Origin of the sequence: Neobacillus niacini (assembly GCF_030817595.1) — a bacterium.
Classification (GTDB): Bacteria; Bacillota; Bacilli; order Bacillales; family Cytobacillaceae; genus Neobacillus; species Neobacillus niacini_G.
The window spans coordinates 2,635,208-2,657,274 of record NZ_JAUSZN010000001.1; the positions used below are offsets into that span (position 1 = coordinate 2,635,208).

Annotated in this window: 19 protein-coding genes; 1 reads left to right on the plus strand and 18 read right to left on the minus strand. The window is 38.5% G+C overall.

Annotated elements, in window-relative coordinates; genetic code table 11:
• Window positions 1-105 precede the first annotated feature (105 nt).
• Entirely contained in the window at window positions 106-1,206 is a 1,101-nt protein-coding gene (locus tag QFZ31_RS12500) for a BMP family lipoprotein (RefSeq protein WP_373459846.1), read from the minus strand.
• A gap of 84 nt (window positions 1,207-1,290) precedes the next feature.
• Window positions 1,291-2,016, minus strand: a complete 726-nt coding sequence (locus tag QFZ31_RS12505; protein WP_307303262.1) for a GntR family transcriptional regulator — start codon at window positions 2,014-2,016, stop codon at window positions 1,291-1,293.
• 353 nt (window positions 2,017-2,369) lie between these two features.
• On the opposite strand from QFZ31_RS12505, the gene QFZ31_RS12510 reads away from it, so the two are divergent.
• On the plus strand, window positions 2,370-3,755 hold the full coding sequence (locus QFZ31_RS12510) for an IS1182 family transposase (protein ID WP_307301853.1): 1,386 nt from the start codon (window positions 2,370-2,372) through the stop codon (window positions 3,753-3,755).
• A 208-nt stretch (window positions 3,756-3,963) separates the two neighbouring features.
• Here the strand turns inward: QFZ31_RS12510 and QFZ31_RS12515 are convergent, their stop codons facing one another.
• The 16 genes from QFZ31_RS12515 to truB form a co-directional block, all read right to left on the minus strand.
• Window positions 3,964-6,306 (minus strand): FtsK/SpoIIIE family DNA translocase, encoded by a 2,343-nt coding sequence (locus QFZ31_RS12515; protein ID WP_307303263.1) that lies wholly within the window; start codon window positions 6,304-6,306, stop codon window positions 3,964-3,966.
• 158 nt (window positions 6,307-6,464) lie between these two features.
• Window positions 6,465-6,701, minus strand: a complete 237-nt coding sequence (locus tag QFZ31_RS12520; protein WP_307303264.1) for a YlzJ-like family protein — start codon at window positions 6,699-6,701, stop codon at window positions 6,465-6,467.
• Window positions 6,698-7,450: a ClpP family protease gene (locus QFZ31_RS12525; protein ID WP_179602325.1), complete on the minus strand. Its 753-nt coding sequence runs from the start codon at window positions 7,448-7,450 to the stop codon at window positions 6,698-6,700. The genes QFZ31_RS12520 and QFZ31_RS12525 overlap by 4 nt, the downstream gene beginning before the upstream one ends.
• Before the next feature lie 160 nt (window positions 7,451-7,610).
• Window positions 7,611-9,278: a ribonuclease J gene (locus QFZ31_RS12530; RefSeq protein ID WP_307303265.1), complete on the minus strand. Its 1,668-nt coding sequence runs from the start codon at window positions 9,276-9,278 to the stop codon at window positions 7,611-7,613.
• Window positions 9,279-9,515: 237 nt separating this feature from the next.
• Complete coding sequence (gene dapA, locus QFZ31_RS12535; protein WP_307303266.1) at window positions 9,516-10,382, minus strand: 4-hydroxy-tetrahydrodipicolinate synthase; 867 nt, start codon at window positions 10,380-10,382, stop codon at window positions 9,516-9,518.
• Window positions 10,383-10,445: 63 nt separating this feature from the next.
• Window positions 10,446-11,690, minus strand: coding sequence for an aspartate kinase (gene dapG, locus QFZ31_RS12540; protein WP_179602328.1), 1,245 nt, complete (start codon window positions 11,688-11,690; stop codon window positions 10,446-10,448).
• A 33-nt stretch (window positions 11,691-11,723) separates the two neighbouring features.
• Window positions 11,724-12,782, minus strand: coding sequence for an aspartate-semialdehyde dehydrogenase (gene asd / locus QFZ31_RS12545; RefSeq protein ID WP_307303268.1), 1,059 nt, complete (start codon window positions 12,780-12,782; stop codon window positions 11,724-11,726).
• Window positions 12,783-12,964: 182 nt separating this feature from the next.
• Window positions 12,965-13,564 (minus strand): dipicolinate synthase subunit B, encoded by a 600-nt coding sequence (gene dpaB / locus QFZ31_RS12550; protein WP_307303269.1) that lies wholly within the window; start codon window positions 13,562-13,564, stop codon window positions 12,965-12,967.
• Window positions 13,561-14,463 (minus strand): dipicolinic acid synthetase subunit A, encoded by a 903-nt coding sequence (dpaA, locus tag QFZ31_RS12555; RefSeq protein WP_307303271.1) that lies wholly within the window; start codon window positions 14,461-14,463, stop codon window positions 13,561-13,563. The genes dpaB and dpaA overlap by 4 nt, the downstream gene beginning before the upstream one ends.
• 178 nt (window positions 14,464-14,641) lie before the next feature.
• Complete coding sequence (locus tag QFZ31_RS12560; RefSeq protein WP_179602332.1) at window positions 14,642-14,884, minus strand: YlmC/YmxH family sporulation protein; 243 nt, start codon at window positions 14,882-14,884, stop codon at window positions 14,642-14,644.
• 138 nt (window positions 14,885-15,022) lie between these two features.
• Window positions 15,023-16,261, minus strand: coding sequence for a M16 family metallopeptidase (locus QFZ31_RS12565; RefSeq protein ID WP_307303272.1), 1,239 nt, complete (start codon window positions 16,259-16,261; stop codon window positions 15,023-15,025).
• Between the two features lie 70 nt (window positions 16,262-16,331).
• Complete coding sequence (locus QFZ31_RS12570) at window positions 16,332-17,279, minus strand: polysaccharide deacetylase family protein (RefSeq protein ID WP_307303274.1); 948 nt, start codon at window positions 17,277-17,279, stop codon at window positions 16,332-16,334.
• Between the two features lie 125 nt (window positions 17,280-17,404).
• On the minus strand, window positions 17,405-19,531 hold the full coding sequence (gene pnp, locus QFZ31_RS12575; protein WP_307303275.1) for a polyribonucleotide nucleotidyltransferase: 2,127 nt from the start codon (window positions 19,529-19,531) through the stop codon (window positions 17,405-17,407).
• A 228-nt stretch (window positions 19,532-19,759) separates the two neighbouring features.
• Window positions 19,760-20,029, minus strand: a complete 270-nt coding sequence (gene rpsO, locus QFZ31_RS12580) for a 30S ribosomal protein S15 (RefSeq protein ID WP_063254317.1) — start codon at window positions 20,027-20,029, stop codon at window positions 19,760-19,762.
• 138 nt (window positions 20,030-20,167) lie between these two features.
• On the minus strand, window positions 20,168-21,106 hold the full coding sequence (gene ribF, locus QFZ31_RS12585; protein ID WP_307303277.1) for a bifunctional riboflavin kinase/FAD synthetase: 939 nt from the start codon (window positions 21,104-21,106) through the stop codon (window positions 20,168-20,170).
• Window positions 21,107-21,137: 31 nt separating this feature from the next.
• Window positions 21,138-22,058, minus strand: a complete 921-nt coding sequence (gene truB / locus QFZ31_RS12590) for a tRNA pseudouridine(55) synthase TruB (protein ID WP_307303278.1) — start codon at window positions 22,056-22,058, stop codon at window positions 21,138-21,140.
• Between the last annotated feature and the right edge of the window lie 9 nt (window positions 22,059-22,067).

Here is a 22,067-nt window from a genome sequence, read left to right on the forward strand (position 1 = left end):
AAACGTTATATATGATTTCTCTAGTAATATGCATAGTTGCCAGAACAATCATACATAAAAGGACATAAAAGAGACGGGAGATACCGTCTCTCTTTATGATTTTTTTTACTTGAATAAGCTTCCTTGTTCAGAAGCAACTTTGATTTCGCCTGACTTAACTTTTTCAAATACTTCTTTTACTTTTGTAGTTGTATCATCGCTTAAGTTTGGATTTTCTGCTGGTAAGCCAATACCATCGTTTTTAGCATCGAATACTAATGTTTCGCCACCAGGGAAATCACCATTTAATTCACGTTTAATGATATCTAATGTAACGTTGTCTAATTTCTTCATAGCTGAAGTTAAGATTATTGATTTATCTCCATCATATTTTCCATCTTCGTACTGATCAGAGTCAACACCAACGATCCAAACTTTTTCGCCAGCTTTACCACGTGTTTTTGCTTCGTTGATCGCACCTACACCAACACCGCCAGCAGCTGTGAAGATTACATCTACACCACGGTCATACATTTGTGCAGCAATTTGTCCACCAGCAGCTACGTTATCAAATGAACCTTGATAAACTACGTTTTCAGCTTTAAGTGTTAGGCTTGTTCCTAGGTTATCATTTGCATATTTAACACCTTGTTGGAAGCCCCAGTTAAACTTTTGAACAGCAGGAATTTCCATACCACCGATGAAACCTGCTTCACCTTCTTTTAATTCAAGGGCAGCAGCAACACCAGCTAGGAAGCCTGACTCATGCTCCGCAAAGAAAACTGCAACTGTGTTGTCTTTAACAACTGGCTTAAAGTCACCTGAATGCGGGTTACCATCAAGGATTACGAATTTTGCATCTTTATATTTATCTTGCGCATGGAACACGGCAGTTTCAAACTTAAATCCAGGTGTTACGATAAACTTATAACCTGCATCGTATAAGTTACCCATTTCTTTAAGGTATTCTGCCTCAGTTGTACCAGCTGGCTTAAGATATTTAGATTGAATTCCAAGTTCTTTCTCAGCCTTTTTGATACCTTCCCAAGTATTTTGGTTAAAGGATTTGTCATCAATTGTACCAGCATCGGTAACCATACCAATTTTAACAGCGTCTTTACCATTATCATTACCAGTACTCTTGTCATCACCGCCGCCACATGCTGCTAACATTGTGCCTGCAGCTAAAATCATTGACATAGCTAAGCCAAAATTACGTTTTTTCAAGGCAATTGACCCCCAATATTTTTGTTTGATTTAGTAGGAACATTCAGAAAGCATTTTGATTACGTTTTCATCATCTAAAAAAAATTAAAATCTTTTTCGCAAAACTTGAAAACTAAATTTATCTGCTTTAAAGTAGTTTACCGAGAAAAGGACTGGTTCATCCAATTCATCGAAATGCATTTGCTTTAATACAAGCAATGCCGTTTCTGGTTCACATTCTAAAATAGGTGAAATTTTCTCATGATAACCAACGGGTTCAATTTGAGCAACCGCATAAGTAATCTTTCGGTTGGCCTCTTCTTCTAAAATGGAGAAAATTGATTCCTCACCATGAGAAAATGTCTCTGGCAGAATTTTTTCAGGTACCTTGTCGATACAGTAAACGACTGGTTCCCCGTTTGCTGTTCTAACCCGCTCCATGATTACAATTTCCTCATTTGTAGAACATGAGAAACGACGTATATCCTCTTCAGTAGCTCCAACAGTTGATGAACTTAAGAAAATGGTGCCTGGTTTCATCCCAGCTTGTAAGATCATGTCCGTGACACTATTAAGTTGTTCAATCCCTGAGGTAAACAGAGGTTTTGCGTTAACAAACGTACCGACACCATGGCGGCGAATGATAACATTTTCCTCTTCAAGTATTCGAAGTGCTTCTCGAAGCGTGGCTCTACTTACACCCAGTTGTTTGGCAAGATCGAATTCAGAAGGTAGTTTTTCTTTTTCTTTGTATACTCCTAGTTCGATATCTTGCTTCAACCGATCGATAACTTGTAAGTATAAATGTCGGTTATCTAGCTTAATAGACATGCAGGTACCTCCAACTCTTTCCTAAGACATCAGACATCTGATGTATAATCATTCCTACTAATCGAAAATAATATACCATTTTTTTAACCATATGGAAATAGAATTTCTAACTTTTGTCGAAAAAAGCAAAATTGTCGAAAGTTGTCAAAATTAATAGGACTATTTACTCTGAACTCTGCTATAATTTATAGTTGTCTACAATCGATAGGTTTAATATGTAAAAAAAAAAAGAGCCGGATGGCTCTTCAGGCTGTCGAGAAAATCTCGACAGCTATTATTTTTTGTAATTACTTTAATGATTCACCGCGTTAATATGCTATAATATACATATAAATAACAGGACGGTGGATAGAATGTATAAGCCAAAAAGAGAAATACAAAACGAAGCTGAATTTGTTTTTATTGATGATTTAGTACCGCAAGATCACCTATTAAGGAAGGTGGACAAGTATATTGATTTTTCTTTTATTGGTGAGAAGGTCCGTCCTTTTTATTCAGAAAATAACGGGCGTCCTTCGGACCCTATACAGCTCTTTAAGATGATGTTTATCGGATATTTTTATGGCATTCGTTCTGAACGACAATTAGAGCGTGAAATTCAAACGAATGTGGCCTATCGATGGTTCTTAGGATTAAAGCTAAACGATACAGTTCCCCATCATTCCACCATTAGTTGGAATCGGCGAACCCGTTTTAAAGATACAAATATATTTCAGGAAATTTTTGATGAGATTGTCTTCAAAGCAATTAACCACAAGATGGTTGGAGGAAGAGTTTTATTTTCCGATTCCACACACCTTAAAGCGAATGCAAACAAACATAAATTCTCTAGAGTTGAAGTGGAAGTTGAAACACGTGAATATGTAGAAGATTTAAACAAAGCTATTGAGGAAGACAGGAGAGATCATGGAAAAAAGCCTTTAAAGGAAAAGGAGGAGGTGACCGAGAAAAAGGAAATACGACTGAGCACAACTGATCCTGAATGCGGGTTTATGTCACGAGAGAATAAACAGGAGATGTTCTGTTATCTTGATCATCGAACTACCGACATGAAGTTCAACATCATAACTGATGCGTATGTTACACCAGGAAATGTTCACGATTCTGTCCCCTATCTTTCACGGTTAGACCGTCAGGTCGAACGTTTTGGATTTAAAGTAGAAGCTGTGGCACTTGATTCGGGTTACCTGACAAATCCGATTTGTAAAGGACTTAATGAACGCAATATTTTTGGAGTTATCGCTCACAGAAGATATCAATCAACAAAAGGGTTATTTCCTAAATGGAAGTTTACATATGACAAAGATAGAGATTTGTATGTTTGTCCAAATGGTCAGGAGTTACAATATCGTACAACTACAAGAGAAGGTTATCGGGAATATAAGTCAGATCCTAAAAAGTGTACTAACTGCCCACTCCTGCCTGAGTGTACAAAATCTCAAAATAAAACAAAAGTAGTTACCAGACATGTTTGGGAGGAACATAAGGAAAAGGTTCGACTTAACAGACTTTCAAAGTCAGGTAAAATACTATATAAATTTAGAAAAGAAAAAGTAGAGCGAAGCTTCGCAGATTCAAAAGAACTGCATGGGCTTCGCTATTGTAGGTTACGGGGATTGCAAAATGCGAGTGAGCAAGTGTTACTTACCGCAGCATGCCAAAACATGAAAAAGATTGCCACGCACTTAGCCAGGTTTGAAAAAGTGTGTGGCAATCTCCAGGTTCATTCCCCCTGTTGATTGGAGCGGAAGGTGCGAAGACTCCTGCGGGAGTATGGGGCTGGGGAGACCCCGCAGGCGCTTAAGCGCTGAGGAGGCTCCCCGGCACGCCCGCGGAAAGCGAAGCAACTGGAGCGGAAATCAACAGGCCTTTGGGCAGGCAGAAAAATAAAAATTGCCGAGAAAGATACCTTTCTCGACAATCTGAAGAGCCGGATGGCTCTTTTTTTCAATTCACTTCTTCGTTTGGTTTGGATTGTAAAACAGTTCTAGGTTTACTGCCTTCATATGCCCCTACAATACCACGAGCTTCCATTTCATCAATTAAACGTGCAGCTCTTGTATAGCCAATTCGAAAACGGCGTTGCAGCATTGACACTGAAGCAGTTTGCATTTCAATAACTAAATCAACAGCGTCGGCATATAAATCATCGTCTACTTCGCCAACTGCCTCTGGTGTATCATCTGGTATCATCTCTTCTTGATATTGAGCTTTTTGCTGTCCGATAACAAAATTAACGGTATCTTCCACTTCATTATCCGATAAAAATGCTCCTTGTACACGAACAGGTTTTGAAGCACCAACTGGCAGGAATAACATATCCCCTCTACCTAGGAGTTTTTCTGCCCCCCCCATATCCAAGATTGTCCTTGAATCGGTAGCACTCGAGACAGCAAAGGCAATTCTTGATGGGATATTTGCCTTAATAACCCCCGTTATGACATCAACAGATGGACGCTGGGTTGCTATTATTAAGTGAATTCCAGCAGCACGGGCCATCTGTGCCAATCTAGTAATCGAGTCCTCTACGTCTGAAGAAGCTACCATCATTAGGTCAGCTAGCTCGTCCACAATTACCACGATATATGGCAAAAGTGGCTGCTTGTCATTTTCTTCGATATTGTGCCTCTTAACATGGTCATTATAGCCTTCAATATTACGTGTTCCTGTATGGGAGAAAAGGTCATATCGTCTCTCCATTTCACTTACAACCTTTTTCAAAGCCTGCGATGCTTTTTTAGGTTCTGTTACCACAGGTGCTAATAAATGTGGTACACCATTATAGACATTTAACTCAACCATCTTTGGGTCAATCATCATTAATTTTACTTCATGAGGCTTAGCTCTCATTAAAATGCTTGTAATAATACCATTAATACAAACACTCTTCCCGCTTCCGGTTGAACCGGCCACGAGCAAATGGGGCATTTTATTTAATTCAGCAAGTACTGCTTCCCCAGTGATATCTCTTCCAAGACCAATCAGTAGTTTTGACTCCGGTTTATTATTTTGGGTTGCTTCTAATACCTCTCTTAGGGACACCATTGCCACCTCAGAATTCGGAACTTCTATCCCAATGGCCGACTTCCCGGGAATAGGAGCTTCTATACGGATATCTTTAGCAGCAAGTGCTAAGGCGAGGTCATCACTTAAACTAACAATTTTACTAACCTTAACGCCTACATCAGGGTGCACTTCATATTTTGTAACAGCTGGTCCTAGATGGACCTGGGTTACTCGCGCTTTTACCCCAAAGCTCTGAAAAGTTCGTTCCAGTTTAGCTGCATTTGCATGTATTAATTCATATTCCCCGCTCTGGTCTGTCTTCTTCGGAAGTTTAAGGAGTCTTAAAGGTGGTAATTCATAGGCTACATTCTCAACTTCCGTGAAGGTAATGGGAGGAGTGGAATCTTCTTCTATTATCTGGTCATTCCCTTTGTTTTTGGGATCCTCTTTTCTTCGTTTAGGTTTTTGTGTTTCCTCGTCTGAATAAGCACGATCAGCAAAACTTGAGATCAGGGGCTCAGGTGTGACCACTTCATCCTGCGTGTGTTGCAGCGGAGTGATGATTTCAGGCTGTTCAGAAGCCGCACGGTTTTCCCGTTCACGCTGCTGTTGTATCCTTCTTTCTTCGCGTTTTTCTTGTTTTTTCTGCTTCCATTCTTCCATATCTAAGTGAAAGGCACTCCATTGTCCCTTTGAAAATTCAATTAGAGTAATACCTATTTTTGCAACAAACTCACCGAATGATTTTCCTGTAAGTAAAATAAATCCAATTAATATAAAGATAAAAGCAATAATCTTGGTACCAGTTTCAGCAAAAAGATAATGAAACATAGCAAAAAGAATAGCACCTATCATTCCTCCGCCAAGGTCAATTGTACTCGTTTCTCCTTTGACTTCCATCATGAAAATTTCCCACGTGTTACTTATGACACTTGGGTTTTTAAAGTTCCCATCGTTTGTCAGTAAATGAAAAAGCGTAACATGGCTTAAAAGGAGAATGGATGAAACAATTAAATATATACCAACTAATTTAATTTGAAAGATAAAGGGTATCGTTCGTTTCCACATCAGATATACACTGAGGATCACGAGACCAATCAGGCTGAGCATATACCATTCACCCATCCAAAAACGGAAAAATAGTACTGCTGCCTCACCAACAGCTCCCAATTTTGCTATTGATATAATAGCCAGTGCCAATAAGACAAGCGCGGAAAGTTCAAATTGAACGGTTTGTTTTAAATGATTATCTCTCTTTTTTGATCTTCTTTTTTTCTTAGCCATCTAATCACCTGTCTATATAAGTGTAATACTATCATTATCATCCTATCGCATTATCAAACACAGGTATAAATACAATAGGAATATAATTAACCCCAAAAGAAGAAAGCAGCCGGAATGGCTGCTTAAGCTTCTTATCCTAATTATACCATAATACCCTGCTAGTTTGCGGACAATCCTTCAATGCTAGCACAAGAAATTTTAGCACCAGGACATATACGCTCGTCTAAATAATGCTGCGGGTCACTGCTTAATACGCGAACAACCTGTACATTTTGTGAGTCCGTTTGTTCAACAATTAATGATATACCTTGATAGGTTACAGTTTGTTGTTTAGTAAATGATTCCGTTTCAGGAGGATATATAAATTCCTGCGGCATCGTGGTATAAAGAATCATTGAACCAGCCCCTCTGAAGACGCTTTACTTTGATCTATTAATTCGTTTAGCTTTCTCATCGCTTGACCTAATCCGCCAACCTCATCAATTAATCCATATTCGACTGCATCTGGACCAACGACATTTGTACCTATGTCGCGAGTCAGATTACCCTTAGCAAACATTAAGTCTTTAAATTTCTCCTCGGTGATATTCGAGTGCTTGGTTACAAAATTAACCACTCTATCCTGCATCTTATCTAAATATTCAAATGTTGCGGGAACTCCAATTACAAGGCCCGTTAATCGGATAGGATGAATGGTCATCGTTGCTGTTTCAGCAATAAAACTGTGATCACACGAGACGGCTATTGGCACTCCAATGGAATGCCCTCCTCCTAAGACAATCGAAACAGTTGGTTTTGAGAGTGTAGCCAGCATTTCAGAAATGGCAAGCCCTGCTTCTACATCTCCTCCTACTGTATTTAATATAATAAGTACTCCTTCTATTTTAGGATTTTGTTCAATCGCTACTAATTGAGGAATCAAGTGTTCATATTTTGTAGTTTTATTTTGTGGAGGCAGTGCTAAATGACCCTCAATTTGTCCGATAATCGTTAAGCAATGAATTCTTGAATCGGAAGATAGCTGTGGTACATTCGTTTGCCCAAGCTGTTGAATTTTTTCCATTAAAGAAGAAGGCTTATCCTCTTTTTGAGGTTCCTGCCCTTCTTGATTTCCCGATTCGTTTTGTTGTAAATCCCTTGTCATCATAAGTCTCCCTTCACGCATGATAACGTTAGTATTAACCTATGAAACAATTTCATTCTTAGATATCAAGAATCATTTCAACTTGTCAGTTGATTGGAACGAAGACCAACTGTTTGCCAATAAAGAAAAGCATTGGTTTTTTCCAATGCCTCCCTTCTAATTAAACTTCCATAATAATAGGAAGAATCATCGGTCTTCTTTTGGTTTTTTCAAATAAGTATCGGTTTAATCCATCTCTTATGTCCTGCTTCGCACTTGACCATTCAAAAGACTCCTTTGAGATGTTCTTTTGGACAATGTCTCGAACTAATTTAGTTGATTCATCCATTAACTTTTCCGATTCGCGAACATAGACAAAACCACGAGAGATAATTTCAGGTCCAGCAGCGATTTTCTTATCCTGTCGTGTTAATGTGACAACCACAATTAATATACCATCTTGAGATAGTAGTCTTCGGTCTCGTAATACGATATTTCCAACATCACCAACACCAATACCGTCAATTAATACATTTCCGGATTGTACCTTACCACCTATAGTCAGCTTTCCATCCTTATATTCTACGATATCGCCACGGTCGGGAATAATAATATTTTCATCTATAATTCCACAATCAAGAGCTAGTTTCCTATGCGCTTTTAACATTCTATATTCCCCATGTACAGGGATAAAAAACTTTGGTTTCATAAGATTTATCATAAATTTTAGTTCTTCTTGGCTGCCGTGACTGGAGACATGGATGGTCCTTTTTCCTGAGATAACATTGGCTCCTGCTCTAAAAAGCATATCCACTGTTCTAGATATTAATAATTCACTGCCTCTAAGTGGGGAAGCAGCAATTAATACGGTATCTCCTGGCTGAATATTAACATGTTTTGCAGATTGTTTAGCCATTTTTTGGAGCGCCTCAATTGGCTCTCCTTGACTGCCTGTCATCAAAACAACAATTTCTCTATCTTCGTAGTTGTTTATTTCATTCACCGAGATAATAAGATCTTCTTCTACTTCCAAGTAACCTAAATCTAGTGCAATATGATAAATTCTTTCAAGACTTTTTCCCACAACGGCTACTTTACGACCATTATCCCTTGCAGCATCAAAAATATGCTGAATTCTGTTTATGTCTGACGCAAAGCAAGCCGCAATAATTCTCCCTCGAGTATTATAGAATGCTGAAGATAATTCTCGTTCGACGATGGCTTCAGATGTAGTGTATCCCGGCTTCTCTGCATTTGTACTGTCCGAGAGTAAACATAATACACCCTTTTCTCCAATAGCTGCCATCTTTCCAATATCAGGTTTATAAAGCTTTGTCGCTGCCTGATCAAATTTGAAATCACCGGTATAAACAATACTGCCCTCTGATGTTTGGATACAAACACCAACAGAGTCCGGAATACTGTGATTGGTTCGAAAGAAACTTACCGCCACGGAATCCATATTGATAACAGAATCCGATGTTATTTCAATAAAATTAGTTTTCCCGCTATATTCCTGCTCTTTTAGCTTCGCGTTTGCAAGAGCTAAAGTAAGTTTAGTTCCATAAACAGGTACGTCCAGCTGGCGGAGAAGATAGGAAAGAGCACCAATATGATCTTCATGACCGTGTGTTAAGAAAACAGCCTTAACCCTTTCTTTGTTTTCCGTTAAATAAGTGATGTCTGGAATAACGATATCAATGCCAAGCATTTCATCCTCGGGGAACATTAGCCCGGCATCAATAATAAAGATGTCCTTGTCCACTTCAACAAGATACATATTTTTCCCGATTTCTCCGATACCACCAAGCGTAATAATCTTAATGGAACTATTTTTTCTATTTATCAATTTCCGTTTCCTCCTATGTTGATTGTCTAGCTCAAGCACTCTTTCACTAGAGGTCTTCGACATTTCAAAATTGCCCGATCGAAATCAGTTATGATTATTATACTTGATAGTTGAAAACCTTTACAACCAAATTTAGTTGTTTTTACTATCTATGGTTATTTAGTTGGACGTTTTGCACATTTACTCGTATAAAATTATAAATGCCAATCGAAAAAAATTCGATTGGCATTTATATTATTATAACAATAATTTACTTAAGGCAGCTCGTTCTTGTTCCGTTAATGGTACAAGAGGCAGCCTTACTGATCCAACATCAAGCCCTTTAATTTGAAGTGCTGTTTTAACTGGTGCAGGGCTGGGAGCAGCAAAAAGTCCCTGCATAATTGGGAGAAGCGTTTGGTGTAGTTTTGCCGCTTTTTCATGTTCCCCATTTAAGAACGACTTCACCATTTCTTGCATTTCTTTCCCAATCACATGTGAGGCTACGGAAACAACTCCTGCCCCGCCAATGGAAAGAATCGGGATGGCTATAGCATCATCGCCACTATACAAATCGAAGTCACGATCCGTATTTGCAATAATATTTGTCATCGCATTTAAATCGCCGCTTGCCTCCTTAACAGCTACAATATTCGGTATTTTTGACAGCCTTATAATCGTTTCAGGATGTATATTCACGGATGCCCTTGATGGTATATTATAAACCATTACTGGCAAAGTAGTGGCTTCGGCAATCGTTTTAAAGTGCTGGTACAATCCCTCTTGATTCGGTTTATTATAGTAAGGTGCTACTAACATGATACCGTCAACGCCAAGCTGCTCTGCTCTTCTCGTCAGTTCCACTGAAGAGTAGGTATTATTACTGCCTGTGCCTGCAATTACAGGTATTCTTTTTGCAACTACCTTTACAACATGATCAAATAATGCCAGCTTTTCTTCCTTCGACAAGGTTGGAGATTCACCCGTTGTTCCTGCAACCACAAGAGATTCTGTCCCATTATCTATTAGATAATTTACCAATTGGGTGGTTTTAGAAAAATCGATATGACCTTTTTTATCAAAAGGTGTGACCATGGCTGTCGAAACTCGACCAAAATGAACCATTTTACTACTCCTTTCAATTACGAAAATCCCGTTGCAACAAAGGCATAGACTGCCTTTTGTCGTCTAAATATCCGTAAGCTTTATATCCAGGGTTTCCTCTTCCAGATGAAAGGCGTCATGTAATGCATTAACTGATTTAGCCAAGTCGTCTTGTTTCACTAGTACCCAAATCGTAGTGTGACTATCAGCGGATTGTAAAATGCGAATTCCGTTCTCAGAAAGAGCTGTAACGATTCTTGAAGTAACACCCGGAACACCGGCAATACCGGCTCCAACGACAGAAACCTTTGCACAATGACGTTCTATAACAGGGTCATGTCCTATTTCCTTTAAGACCCTAATTGCCCTGTCCGTCATTTCCTCCGTAACTGTATAAACAACAGCATTTGGTGAAATGTTTATGAAATCTACACTAATTTGTTCATTTGCCATTGCTTTAAAAACTTCGGCTTGTAAGTAGTACTGATCTTTTTTAGCAAATACTTTGAATTGAGTCACATTTGAAACATGTGCTATTCCCGTAACAGTTCTCTCTTTAATATCACTGCCTCGAGACTCTTTTGAGATGGATGTCACCAATGTTCCTAAATCATCGGAATAGGTAGAGCGGATTCGGATTGGAACTTTTGCCTGCATGGCTATTTCTACAGCTCTTGGGTGAATAACCTTCGCACCCTGATAGGCCATGTTACAAACTTCTGTATAGGTGACAACAGAAAGTCGCCTAGCGTTATCAGCTATCCTTGGGTCTGCGGTCATGATTCCTTCCACGTCAGTAAATATATCAATCCATTCTGCATTAAGAGCCGCTCCTAATGCTGCTGCAGATGTATCACTGCCACCTCGTCCAATTGTTGTAACGTCACCGTTCTTTGCAGCACCTTGAAAACCAGCAACCACAACCACATCATGGTCTTCTAAATCGCGCAGCAGTCGATCACATTTCATTTCAACGATCTTTGCCTGTGAATGATCGCTGTTTGTTCGAAATCCTGCTTGAGCCCCGGTCAAAGCAATCGCATTTATGCCATTTTCTTGCAGCATATTGGCAAAAACAATGCTAGAAATAATTTCACCACATGATACTAAAAGATCTTGTTCACGTTTACTGACCTTGCTTTCATTACTCCCAATTAAAGAGAGAAGTGTATCTGTTGCATAGGGATCACCCTTTCTTCCCATTGCAGATACTACAACTACTACCTTATATCCTTCGGCTAATGCATTATTGATATGTCTCTTTGCATGTTGCCTGCTTTCTTCATCCTTCACAGATGTTCCGCCAAATTTTTGTACTATGATTTTCATATAACCTTTAAACCTGCCTTTATAATCAAGCCTTTATTTTTTTTCTTTGATTAAACCCAGCTTTATCAAGCTCTCAGCAATTTGAACTGAATTCCAGGCAGCACCTTTGAGTAAATTGTCGGAAACAACCCACATATGGAAACCACGACTTTCGTTAAGGTCATTACGAATTCGACCTACAAACACATCATTACTTCCTACACAATTCGCAGGCATAGGATATACTTGGTTCTCTGGGTCATCTTGTAGCACCACGCCTGGAGCTGTCTTTAATAACTCTTTTATTTCATTTGCAGTTATGCCATCTTCTTCAATTTCAAAATAAACAGATTCCGAGTGACCCACTGCTACAGGTAAACGTACACAAGTCGCAGCTACATGCAGCTCTGGCAGATGCATGATTTTCTTTGTTTCATTAATCATTTTCATTTCTTCATAGGTATAGCCGTTATCTTGGAACTTATCGATTTGTGGTATCGCATTAAAGGCGATTTGATAGTGGTTCTTGTCACCTTTTACAGGTAAAATCTTTGGCTCTACTGTTTCACCATTGATAATAGCTTTTGTTTGATTCTGTAATTCTTCAATTGCCACAGCTCCTGCACCAGAAACTGCCTGATACGTTGAAACAATAATTTTCTTAAGTCCAAATTTTTGCCTAATTGGTTCTAACGCTACTACCATTTGAATAGTAGAACAATTTGGGTTAGCAATAATACCATTATGTTGGTGTAAATCTTGTTCATTTACCTCAGGCACAACTAACGGAATATCTTGATCCATTCTAAAGGCACTTGTGTTGTCCACTACAATAGCCCCGTGTTTTACTGCTTCAGGAGCAAGCTCTTTGGAGATATTTCCTCCAGCTGAGAACAAAGCGATATCGACACCTGCAAAGCTTTCTGGTTTAGCTTCCTGAACCGTATGCTCAACACCGTCAATCGTCACTTTTTTCCCTGCTGAACGTGCAGAGGATAATAGAGCTAGCTGTCTAATTGGGAATTTTTCTTTCACTAACGTTTGGATCATTTGCTGACCCACCGCGCCTGTTGCACCTACTACGGCAACATGGTAACCATTACTTTGATTCATTTTCTAGTACCCCTTTCAATCTTTCATCTATGATTATTGGTCATTTCTGTTCATGGGAAAGAATCAGAAAAGATTATTATAAATTCTCATCAGTGAGATGATTGTCTCACTGATGATTGAATTATAAATATATTAACATATTCCTTGAAAGAAATAACCATATTTGATGAAAGGAGTGTGAATTAGTCTAAGTCCTTATATCTTTCGACTAATACTGGTTGAATTTGACGGCCTTCTATGGCTGCTTCTACTGTTTGCATTAACATAGGCATCCTTGCTACCATAGAATTTGGCTTCTTGATTGGATCGTCTTGACCATATGGGATAAAATAGATATTTTTTGTTGCCATTAATCGCATTAAGTTAACTCCATTTAGTCCTAAAGCATCATTGGTTGAAATTCCAAGTACGACTGGTTTTAAATTTCTTAACGTCGCTTTTGCAGCCATTAAAACTGGGCTATCATTCATCGCGTTTGCGAATTTGCTCATTGATACACCTGTCAGCGGGGCAATAACCATACAATCTAAAGGAATTTTTGGTCCCAAGGGCTCTGCTTTCACGATTGAATCTATCGCTCTGTTTCCTGTTAGATCCTCGATCCTCTGAATCCAGTCCTCGCCTTTACCAAAACGAGTTTCGGTATTTTTCACTGTAAAGGTTACAACCGGCAAAACTTCAGCACCAGCTTGAACTAACTTTTCAATTTCCGGGAATACCGCGTCGTACGTGCAGTGGGACCCCGTTAACCCAAAGCCTATTTTTTTCCCTTTTAAACTCATTTTACTATCCCCTTTCGCTTGCCTAAATCATCTTGAAGCAATTGGGCCAGAACATTCGCTAGTATTTGACCAGCTGTTTTTGGCGCGACAATACCAGGTAATCCTGGTGCAAGAAGTGCTTTTATACCTCTTTTTTCTGCATATCTAAAATCAGTTCCACCAGGCTTTGAGGCTAGATCAATAATCAGAGTATGGGCAGGCATTTTGGAAATAACAGTAGCACTTACAATTAGTAAGGGTATTGTATTGATTAAAATATCAGTTTCTTTAACCTCTTTTTCTAATTCATTTAAATGAAAAGGCGTTAAAGCCATCTCCGTAATTCTAGCAAGATGTTCACTTTTCCTTGCACCTACCTTCACTTTTGCTCCAAGGGCATGGAAGGTTCTAGCCACACTCATCCCAACTCTTCCTAAACCTAGTACGGTAATATTTGAGCCATGAATCGTGAAATCGGTATGCTGGATGGCCATCATGATGGTTCCTTCTACTGTCGGAATAGAATTGTATATAGCTACATCATCCCTTTCAAAAAGCTGCACAAGTTGACGCTTTGCCTCTTTGGTAATCCCATTTAAATACGCATTACTAATTCCGGAGTAAACGGTACAATGATCAGGCGTTTTCATAAGCAGTTCAGCTGTCAAAATTACCTTCTCATTAGAAAAGATGGTTTCTACATGACCTTCTAAATTTGTACCGGGCACCGGTAAGATTATGGCATCCATATTTGAAAAATCGACTTCATCCAACTTTTCCTTCACAGCGCCTGTGAACGCGTGGTCAAGCTGCTCGAAACCAATTAATGATAATCTGGCATCTAACTCGGTTAACTTCCGGATAATCTCCAGCTGTCTTGCATCTCCACCGATCACTGCTATCTGCATCCCTGTCAGCATGAAATCATTCACCTTCTTTTCAAAAAAATCCTAGCAGGAAGTCTTTTTACACTTATCACTTCAACATCTTATGTAAGAATGAATCAATCTGTGAGTTTTCCATTCACAGTTAAATAAAAAAGCCCAAGCAAAAATTTACTTTGCTTGGGCTTTTAGGCTATTTTCATTTTTTCTTCTACTATTCATCATGTACATCAATAATGATCATATCAGAGCCGATCTTTTTTATATGCTGCCAAGGAACTCTAATTTCTCCACCTTGTTTTCTAAAGCCAAACCATTTTAATGAGGATGGAATGAGCAATGCTTGAATTTGACCAGTATTTTCATTGATTTCAAGATCTGTTTGACCAAGAACCCCCAAACGCTCTGCCTTTTTTACATCCACAATTTCTTTTCCACTTAATTCACTTAACCTCATGTGAATAAACTCCTCTCTAACATCTTTACTATATGTTTATCGATGGAATTCCTAATTTAGAATAAGAAAAGTGGAAGTGCCTGGGCGTTAAAACTAGACACTAACGAAAAAAACAGTTCAGGTGAACTGTTTTTTCTATTATCTTAAACCTTTTGGTAATTCGCCGTCTGGGCTGATCAAGGAAACCGAGTAGTTGTTGGTAAATACAGATGAAGCCATTCCATCTACACTTTGCTTGGTTACTTGGTCAATTTGCTCAATAATTTCATCCAATGAACGGTGGCGCTTTAATAATAGCTCATTTTTGCCGTTTCGGCTCATCCTGCTATTTGTACTTTCTAAACTTAACATTAAGCTTCCTTTTAATTGCTCTTTACTATTAATTAATTCTTTTTCAGTAATACCATCTTGTTTTAATTTATCCAGCGTTTCTTGAATGGTTTCAAATAATACATCAAGCTGCTTTGCACCAGTTCCCCCATAGACGGTTACAACACCATTATCCTGATAAGCTGAATGGTATGAGAATACAGAATAAGCTAAACCTCGTTGTTCACGAACTTCTTGGAACAATCTGCTGCTCATACTGCCGCCTAGAATATTGTTTAGAATAATTAAGCTGTAAACATCTTCATGACCAATCTTTAAACCTTCAAAACCAATACATAGGTGTGCTTGTTCTGTTTCTTTCTTTCGCGATAATCGATTGGAATGGAACGTTGGAATGTTTTCTGTAATCGCACTTTTCCCGCCTTCATACGACCCGAAATACTTTTCCACTTCCTTAATAAAACTCTCAGAAACATTTCCCGCAATTGAAATTACGACATTTTCTGGTGTGTAATGATTGTGGATATAGTCTTTAAGCGTATCACCGGTGAACGTATTTAGCGTTTCTTCTGTACCTAATATAGGGTAACCTAGAGGATGGTCTCCATAAATAGCCCTGCTAAGTAAATCATGAACAATATCATCGGGAGTATCATCATACATTTTAATTTCTTCTAGAACTACATTTCTTTCTTTATTTAATTCCTCTTCAACAAAGGTTGAATTGAAGAACATATCAGCTAATACATCCAAAGCGAATTGCGCATGTGTATCCAAAACTTTAGCGTAGTAACAAGTGTACTCCTTTGAGGTAAAGGCATTTACTTGCCCTCCAATGCTATCAAAGGATTCTGCTATTTCTTTCGCAGACCTTGTTGTTGTACCTTTAAAAAACATATGCTCTAAAAAGTGTGAAATTCCATTCGTTTGGGGATTTTCATTTCTTGAGCCAGTGCCGATCCATACTCCAATTGCTACAGATCTCACTGTTGGTATATTTTCTAATACAATTCTTACTCCATTTTTGCAAGAATATCTGTTAATCATCAAAATCCTCCTATCTATAGAAAGCGGAAACTAGAGCTTTATTAATTATTATCTGGATTATTTGGTTAATTTATTTCAGAATTCTTTCTTCGCTCATTAAATCGCTAACAGTCCCTATTTTTAAACTTTTTTCTTCAATGAGTGTGATTAAGCGATCTAACGATTTTGCGGTAGAATCTGTTGGATGCATGAGGACCATTGAGCCATTATCAATCTTAGAAATAACACGATTGATTAGTTGGTCAGGTGTAGGTTTTTGCCAATCTATCGTATCTACCGTCCACATAACGGTCTTCATTTTTAATTCAGCAGCTATTTTAACGGTTTCATCCCGGTAACTGCCGCTCGGTGGTGCAAACCAAATGCTCTTATTACCTGTAGCTGCTTCAATGACTTCATTTGTTTTTAACAATTGCTCCCTTGTTTGTGCAGCAGTAATTCTCTTCATGTCAGGATGTGTATAGGAGTGATTCCCAACTTCATGACCTGCACTCACAATCATTTTTGCCAAGTCAGGATTATTTTTCACCCATCTTCCCTCGAGGAAAAAGCTTGCTTTTACTTTGTGTTTTTTAAGTGCAGCAAGCATTTCAGGTAAATATTCGTTTCCCCATGCTACATTAATAATGAAGCTCACCATTGGTTTGTCAGGATGCCCGCGATAAATGGGAGATGGAGGCAAATCCTTAAGATGTACCGATGGTGTTGTTTGTTTATATACTATTTTTTTTTCATCGAAAATGCCGCTTTTTTTCATATTTTTATATGAAGCTTCAATATCGACAGTTAACCCATTATAGCCTGGGATTGCTTTCCACACTTCATCAATTTTAGCATTGGAAGGCGGTATATTATATGTAGAAGCATTTTTAATAATACTTTGATATAGCGGATTTTCTTGCTTTCCTACAGTAACCACGTTTCCTTTTAATGATGCAACATATGTATTTACAAGAGGATTGTTAACAGAAAACCACGCTACAAATAAAATGAGAGCGATCAAACTAAACTTCTTCATTTACCTTCCCCCTTCATACAGAATATATGAATAATGAGGACAAGGTAGAACTAAAAGCGGTAGCGCCTTACATGGAAAAAGTCAGGGTTCCCCCTGACCTTTCTATTATTCCTAGTGAGGCTTTCTTACTGTTTTTCTGCTGCTTTTTCAGCCTTCTCACGTTGTTCTTTTAAAATTGCCTTACGTGAAAGGTTTACACGTCCTTGTTTATCGATTTCAGTAACTTTGACTAAAATTTCATCACCGATTGCAATAACGTCTTCGACCTTTCCAACTCGTTCCTCGGCCAATTCAGAAATATGGACAAGTCCATCTTTGCCAGCAAAGATCTCAACAAAAGCACCGAATTTTTCAATTCGCTTAACCTTACCAAGGTACATTTGGCCAACTTCAACCTCGCGTACGATATCTTCGATAATTTTCTTCGCCTTTTGGTTCATTGCTTGGTCAGTTGAGGCAATAAATACAGTTCCATCTTGTTCAATATCGATTTTAACACCAGTTTCTTCGATGATCTTATTGATTTGCTTACCGCTTGGTCCAATAACATCACGAATTTTATCCGGGTTAATTTTCATTGTTAAGATTTTTGGTGCAAATTTTGAAAGCTCACTTCTTGGCTCAGTTATTGTTGCAAGCATAGAATCAAGAATATGCATTCTACCCTTCTTTGCCTGTTGAAGTGCTTCTTCTAGGATTTCACGAGAAAGTCCTTTAATTTTTATATCCATCTGAAGTGCAGTTACACCTTTAGCAGTTCCTGCAACTTTGAAATCCATATCACCTAGGTGGTCTTCCATTCCTTGGATATCAGATAAAACAGTGTAATGTTCACCAGATTTTACTAATCCCATCGCAATCCCAGCAACTGGGGCTTTAATTGGAACGCCAGCGTCCATCATCGCAAGTGTACTTGCACAAATACTCGCTTGAGAGGTAGATCCATTAGATTCCAGAACCTCAGAAACTAGGCGAATAGTATAAGGGAAATCCTTTTCAGAAGGTACAATTGGTTCTAATGCTCGCTCACCAAGAGCACCATGTCCGATCTCACGACGGCCTGGCCCACGGATTGGTCCAGTTTCACCCACACTGAAGGAAGGGAAATTGTAATGGTGCATAAAACGCTTTTCTTCCTCGATTCCCAAACCATCTAGAATTTGCACATCTCCCATTGCTCCTAATGTACAAATGCTTAATGCTTGAGTTTGCCCACGAGTAAATAATCCTGATCCGTGTGTTCTTGGTAAAATACCTACCTGTGAAGATAAGGGACGAATTTCATCGATTTTCCGACCGTCTGGACGCACCTTTTCAACGGTTATTAAACGACGAACTTCACCTTTAACGATTTTATCTAAAATTTGTTTTACCTGTTTCATGTCATCGTCTGTAGCCTCATTCTCCTCGAACTTAGCGATTACACGATTCTTTACTTCTTTAATGGCATCCTCACGCGCATGCTTTTCCTGCACCTGAATGGCGGTTACCATATCGGCTTCACACATTTCTCTAACTTCAGCCTCTAAATTTTTATCAAGTTCATAAAGAATAATTTCTCTTTTTTCCTTGCCAGCTTCAGCCATAATTTTTTCTTGGAATTCTATAAGGCGTTTAATTTCTTCATGTCCATACATAATAGCCTCAAGCATGACTTCCTCAGAAACTTCATCTGCACCTGCTTCAACCATGTTTATTGCATCTTTCGTACCGGCAACAGTTAAATGAATATCACTTTTCTCGGCTTGTTCTACTGTTGGATTAATAACAAATGCTCCATCGACTCTGCCAACAATTACACCTGCAATCGGTCCCTCGAAAGGAATGTCAGATGTGCAAAGTGCTAAAGATGATCCAAACATTGCTGCCATCTCTGATGAGCAATCTTGGTCCACACTCATAACAATACTGATTACTTGCACATCATTACGGAAACCTTCTGCAAAAAGTGGACGAATTGGACGGTCAATTAATCGACTCGCCAAAATGGCTTTTTCACTAGGACGACCTTCTCGTTTAATAAATCCTCCAGGAATTTTACCCACCGCATATAATCGCTCTTCATAGTTACATGTTAATGGAAAAAAGTCTAAGTTTTTTGGTTCTTTTGAAGCTGTAGCAGTACTTAGAACTGCAGTATCTCCATAACGGACCATTACTGATCCATTTGCCTGTTTGGCTAGTTGTCCAATTTCAACGGTTAATTTACGTCCAGCCCAATCCATGGAATATTCGTGTTTCGTTTGTTCCATTTTGTTACCCCTCTCTATCCAAATCACTTTAGAGGATAATGCGAAATAAAATCGCTCTAATCATCTAATATAAAAAAAGCGTTTATAGCTTATGTTATCAATACAAATATACTTATAGTATGCTCAAATTTTCGCGACTTAAAATATGTATATAATATATTTATCTTGCACTAGGTGCTATCTTTTTTAAACCTAACAAAAAAGCGGGAAAAATCCCGCTTCTTTTGATTATCGACGAAGTCCTAGCTTATTGATTAATTCACGGTAACGTTGAACATCTTTATTACGTAGGTACGTTAAAAGATTACGACGCTTACCAACCATTTTCAACAGACCGCGACGTGAGTGGTGGTCCTTCTTATGAGTACGTAAGTGCTCATTCAAATTGTTGATTGATTCAGTAAGGACAGCGATTTGAACCTCTGCAGATCCAGTGTCATTATCATGAGTTTTATACTCAGCGATAAGTTCGTTTTTACGTTCTTGTGTGATTGCCATCCTATTCACCTCCTAAATTTACTATCCCCTGTTACTGAGCAAGCGTCGGTGACTCGACTTGCCAAGGAAAGGTTATTTTTAATACGTTAATAAGAATACAACGTTTTACGACAAATTGCAAGTTAATCGCTAAAAAAGCTATTTATTAAAGTATTCAATTGCATTCTGTTTGTCTTTTTCGATTTGTGCCACCAGTTCATCAATTCCGGAGAATTTTTGTTCTTTTCTTAGGTATTGGTGCCATTCGATGGTTACTTTCTTTCCATAAATATCTTTTTTGAAGTTAAAGATATGGGCTTCGACTGAAACCTTTAAAGCGTCCTTATTGAATGTTGGTTTGTAGCCAACATTACATACACCTTCGTACCAGTCTTCACCGATCTTGATTTTTACGGCGTAAACACCCAGAGGGGGTAAAATAAATTCATCCATTGTATCTACATTTGCAGTAGGGAATCCAATTGTCCTGCCTCTTTTATCCCCATGGACGACTATGCCGGCTGTGGTATAGAATCTTCCAAGTAATTCAGGCAGCTCAGTGGTTCTTCCGTTCTTTATATATTGACGAATTCGCGTTGAACTTACTTTTTCATCCCCACTAGTGAATTTTTCTACAATGGTGAACGTGAATTTTTCTCTTGAATGGAAGGGCAAGATTTCCATCGTTCCTTTTCCCATACGGCCATAAGAGAAATCAAATCCTGCCACGACATGTTTTACATTCAAATCAATAACATACTGATCAATAAATTCTTGGGGAAGCAGGTTTGCAAATTCTGCCGTAAAATTTACGATAAATAAATAGTCGATGCCTAGTTCCTCAATTAGATTAATTTTTTCGGCTAGTGGTGTTATATATTGAACATGCTTTTCATTTTTCCCTAAAACAACTGATGGATGAGGATCAAAGGTCATAACTGCGGACCGGAGTCCTTTTTGATTAGCTTGTTTTTTAGCTTCAAGAATAACCTTTTGATGACCAAGATGAACTCCGTCAAAATAACCAAGTGCCATTGATAATGGAGGTATTTGCGTTTTTTCTATATTTAATGGGAATTCTAGTTTTATTACTTCCAATGAGACTCACCTTTTCTTGACCGTAACCTTTTTAACCTTGATCATTACGCAAAACTTTAACCGGTTTTAACAGCCCTGGTTTGTTCGGGTGTACCGAATAAATGGCAAGTGCTTTGCCTTCTTCCGTTTCAGCGCTAATAGGTCCGTTACTATTTTTTAAATGCTCTGGTATTGGTAAAAGTGCGCCATTTTTCACTTTCTCTGCTACTTTATCATTTATTATGTATTTCGGCAAATGAGAAAGTGCCAATTCTAAAGGTCTTAAAAAGGAGGATATTGTACCAGCTTCCACTGATTTTTCAATCTGTTCAAAAGTCAAACAATCATCAATTGTAAAAGCAGATGATTGGGTCCTAATTAAATTTGACATATGTGCAGGATAGCCAAGTTCTTCACCAATCATTACTGCTAGTGTCCTGATATAGGTTCCTTTGCTGCAACTCACTCTAAATCGAAATGAGATAGTTTCACCTGAAAATACCTCTCTATCGTCAAGTAGCTCCATCGAATAGATAGTTACCTTTCTCGTAGGACGTTCCACTTCAATTCCTTTGCGGGCATATTCGTATAAACGAGTCCCATTCACTTTTACGGCTGAAAACATCGGTGGTGTTTGTTCTATTTCACCAGTGAAAGAATTTAGAACTTGAAGGATTTCTTTCCTGCTGATGGTACCTTCTACCTTTTTCTCTTCAACCATTTCTCCTGAAGCATCCTCGGTTGTTGTGGAGTACCCAATTGTCACTTCTCCTTCATAACTCTTCCCAGCGTCAGTTATGTATTCTGCTACTTTTGTTGCTCTACCAATACAAATAGGAAGAACTCCGGTCACATCTGGGTCAAGTGTGCCCGTATGGCCCACCTTTTTTGTTTTTAATATTTTTCTTAATCTAAAAACACAATCATGCGACGTTAGTCCTGCCGGTTTATATAAAGGGATGATTCCTTCCATCGCCGGTCA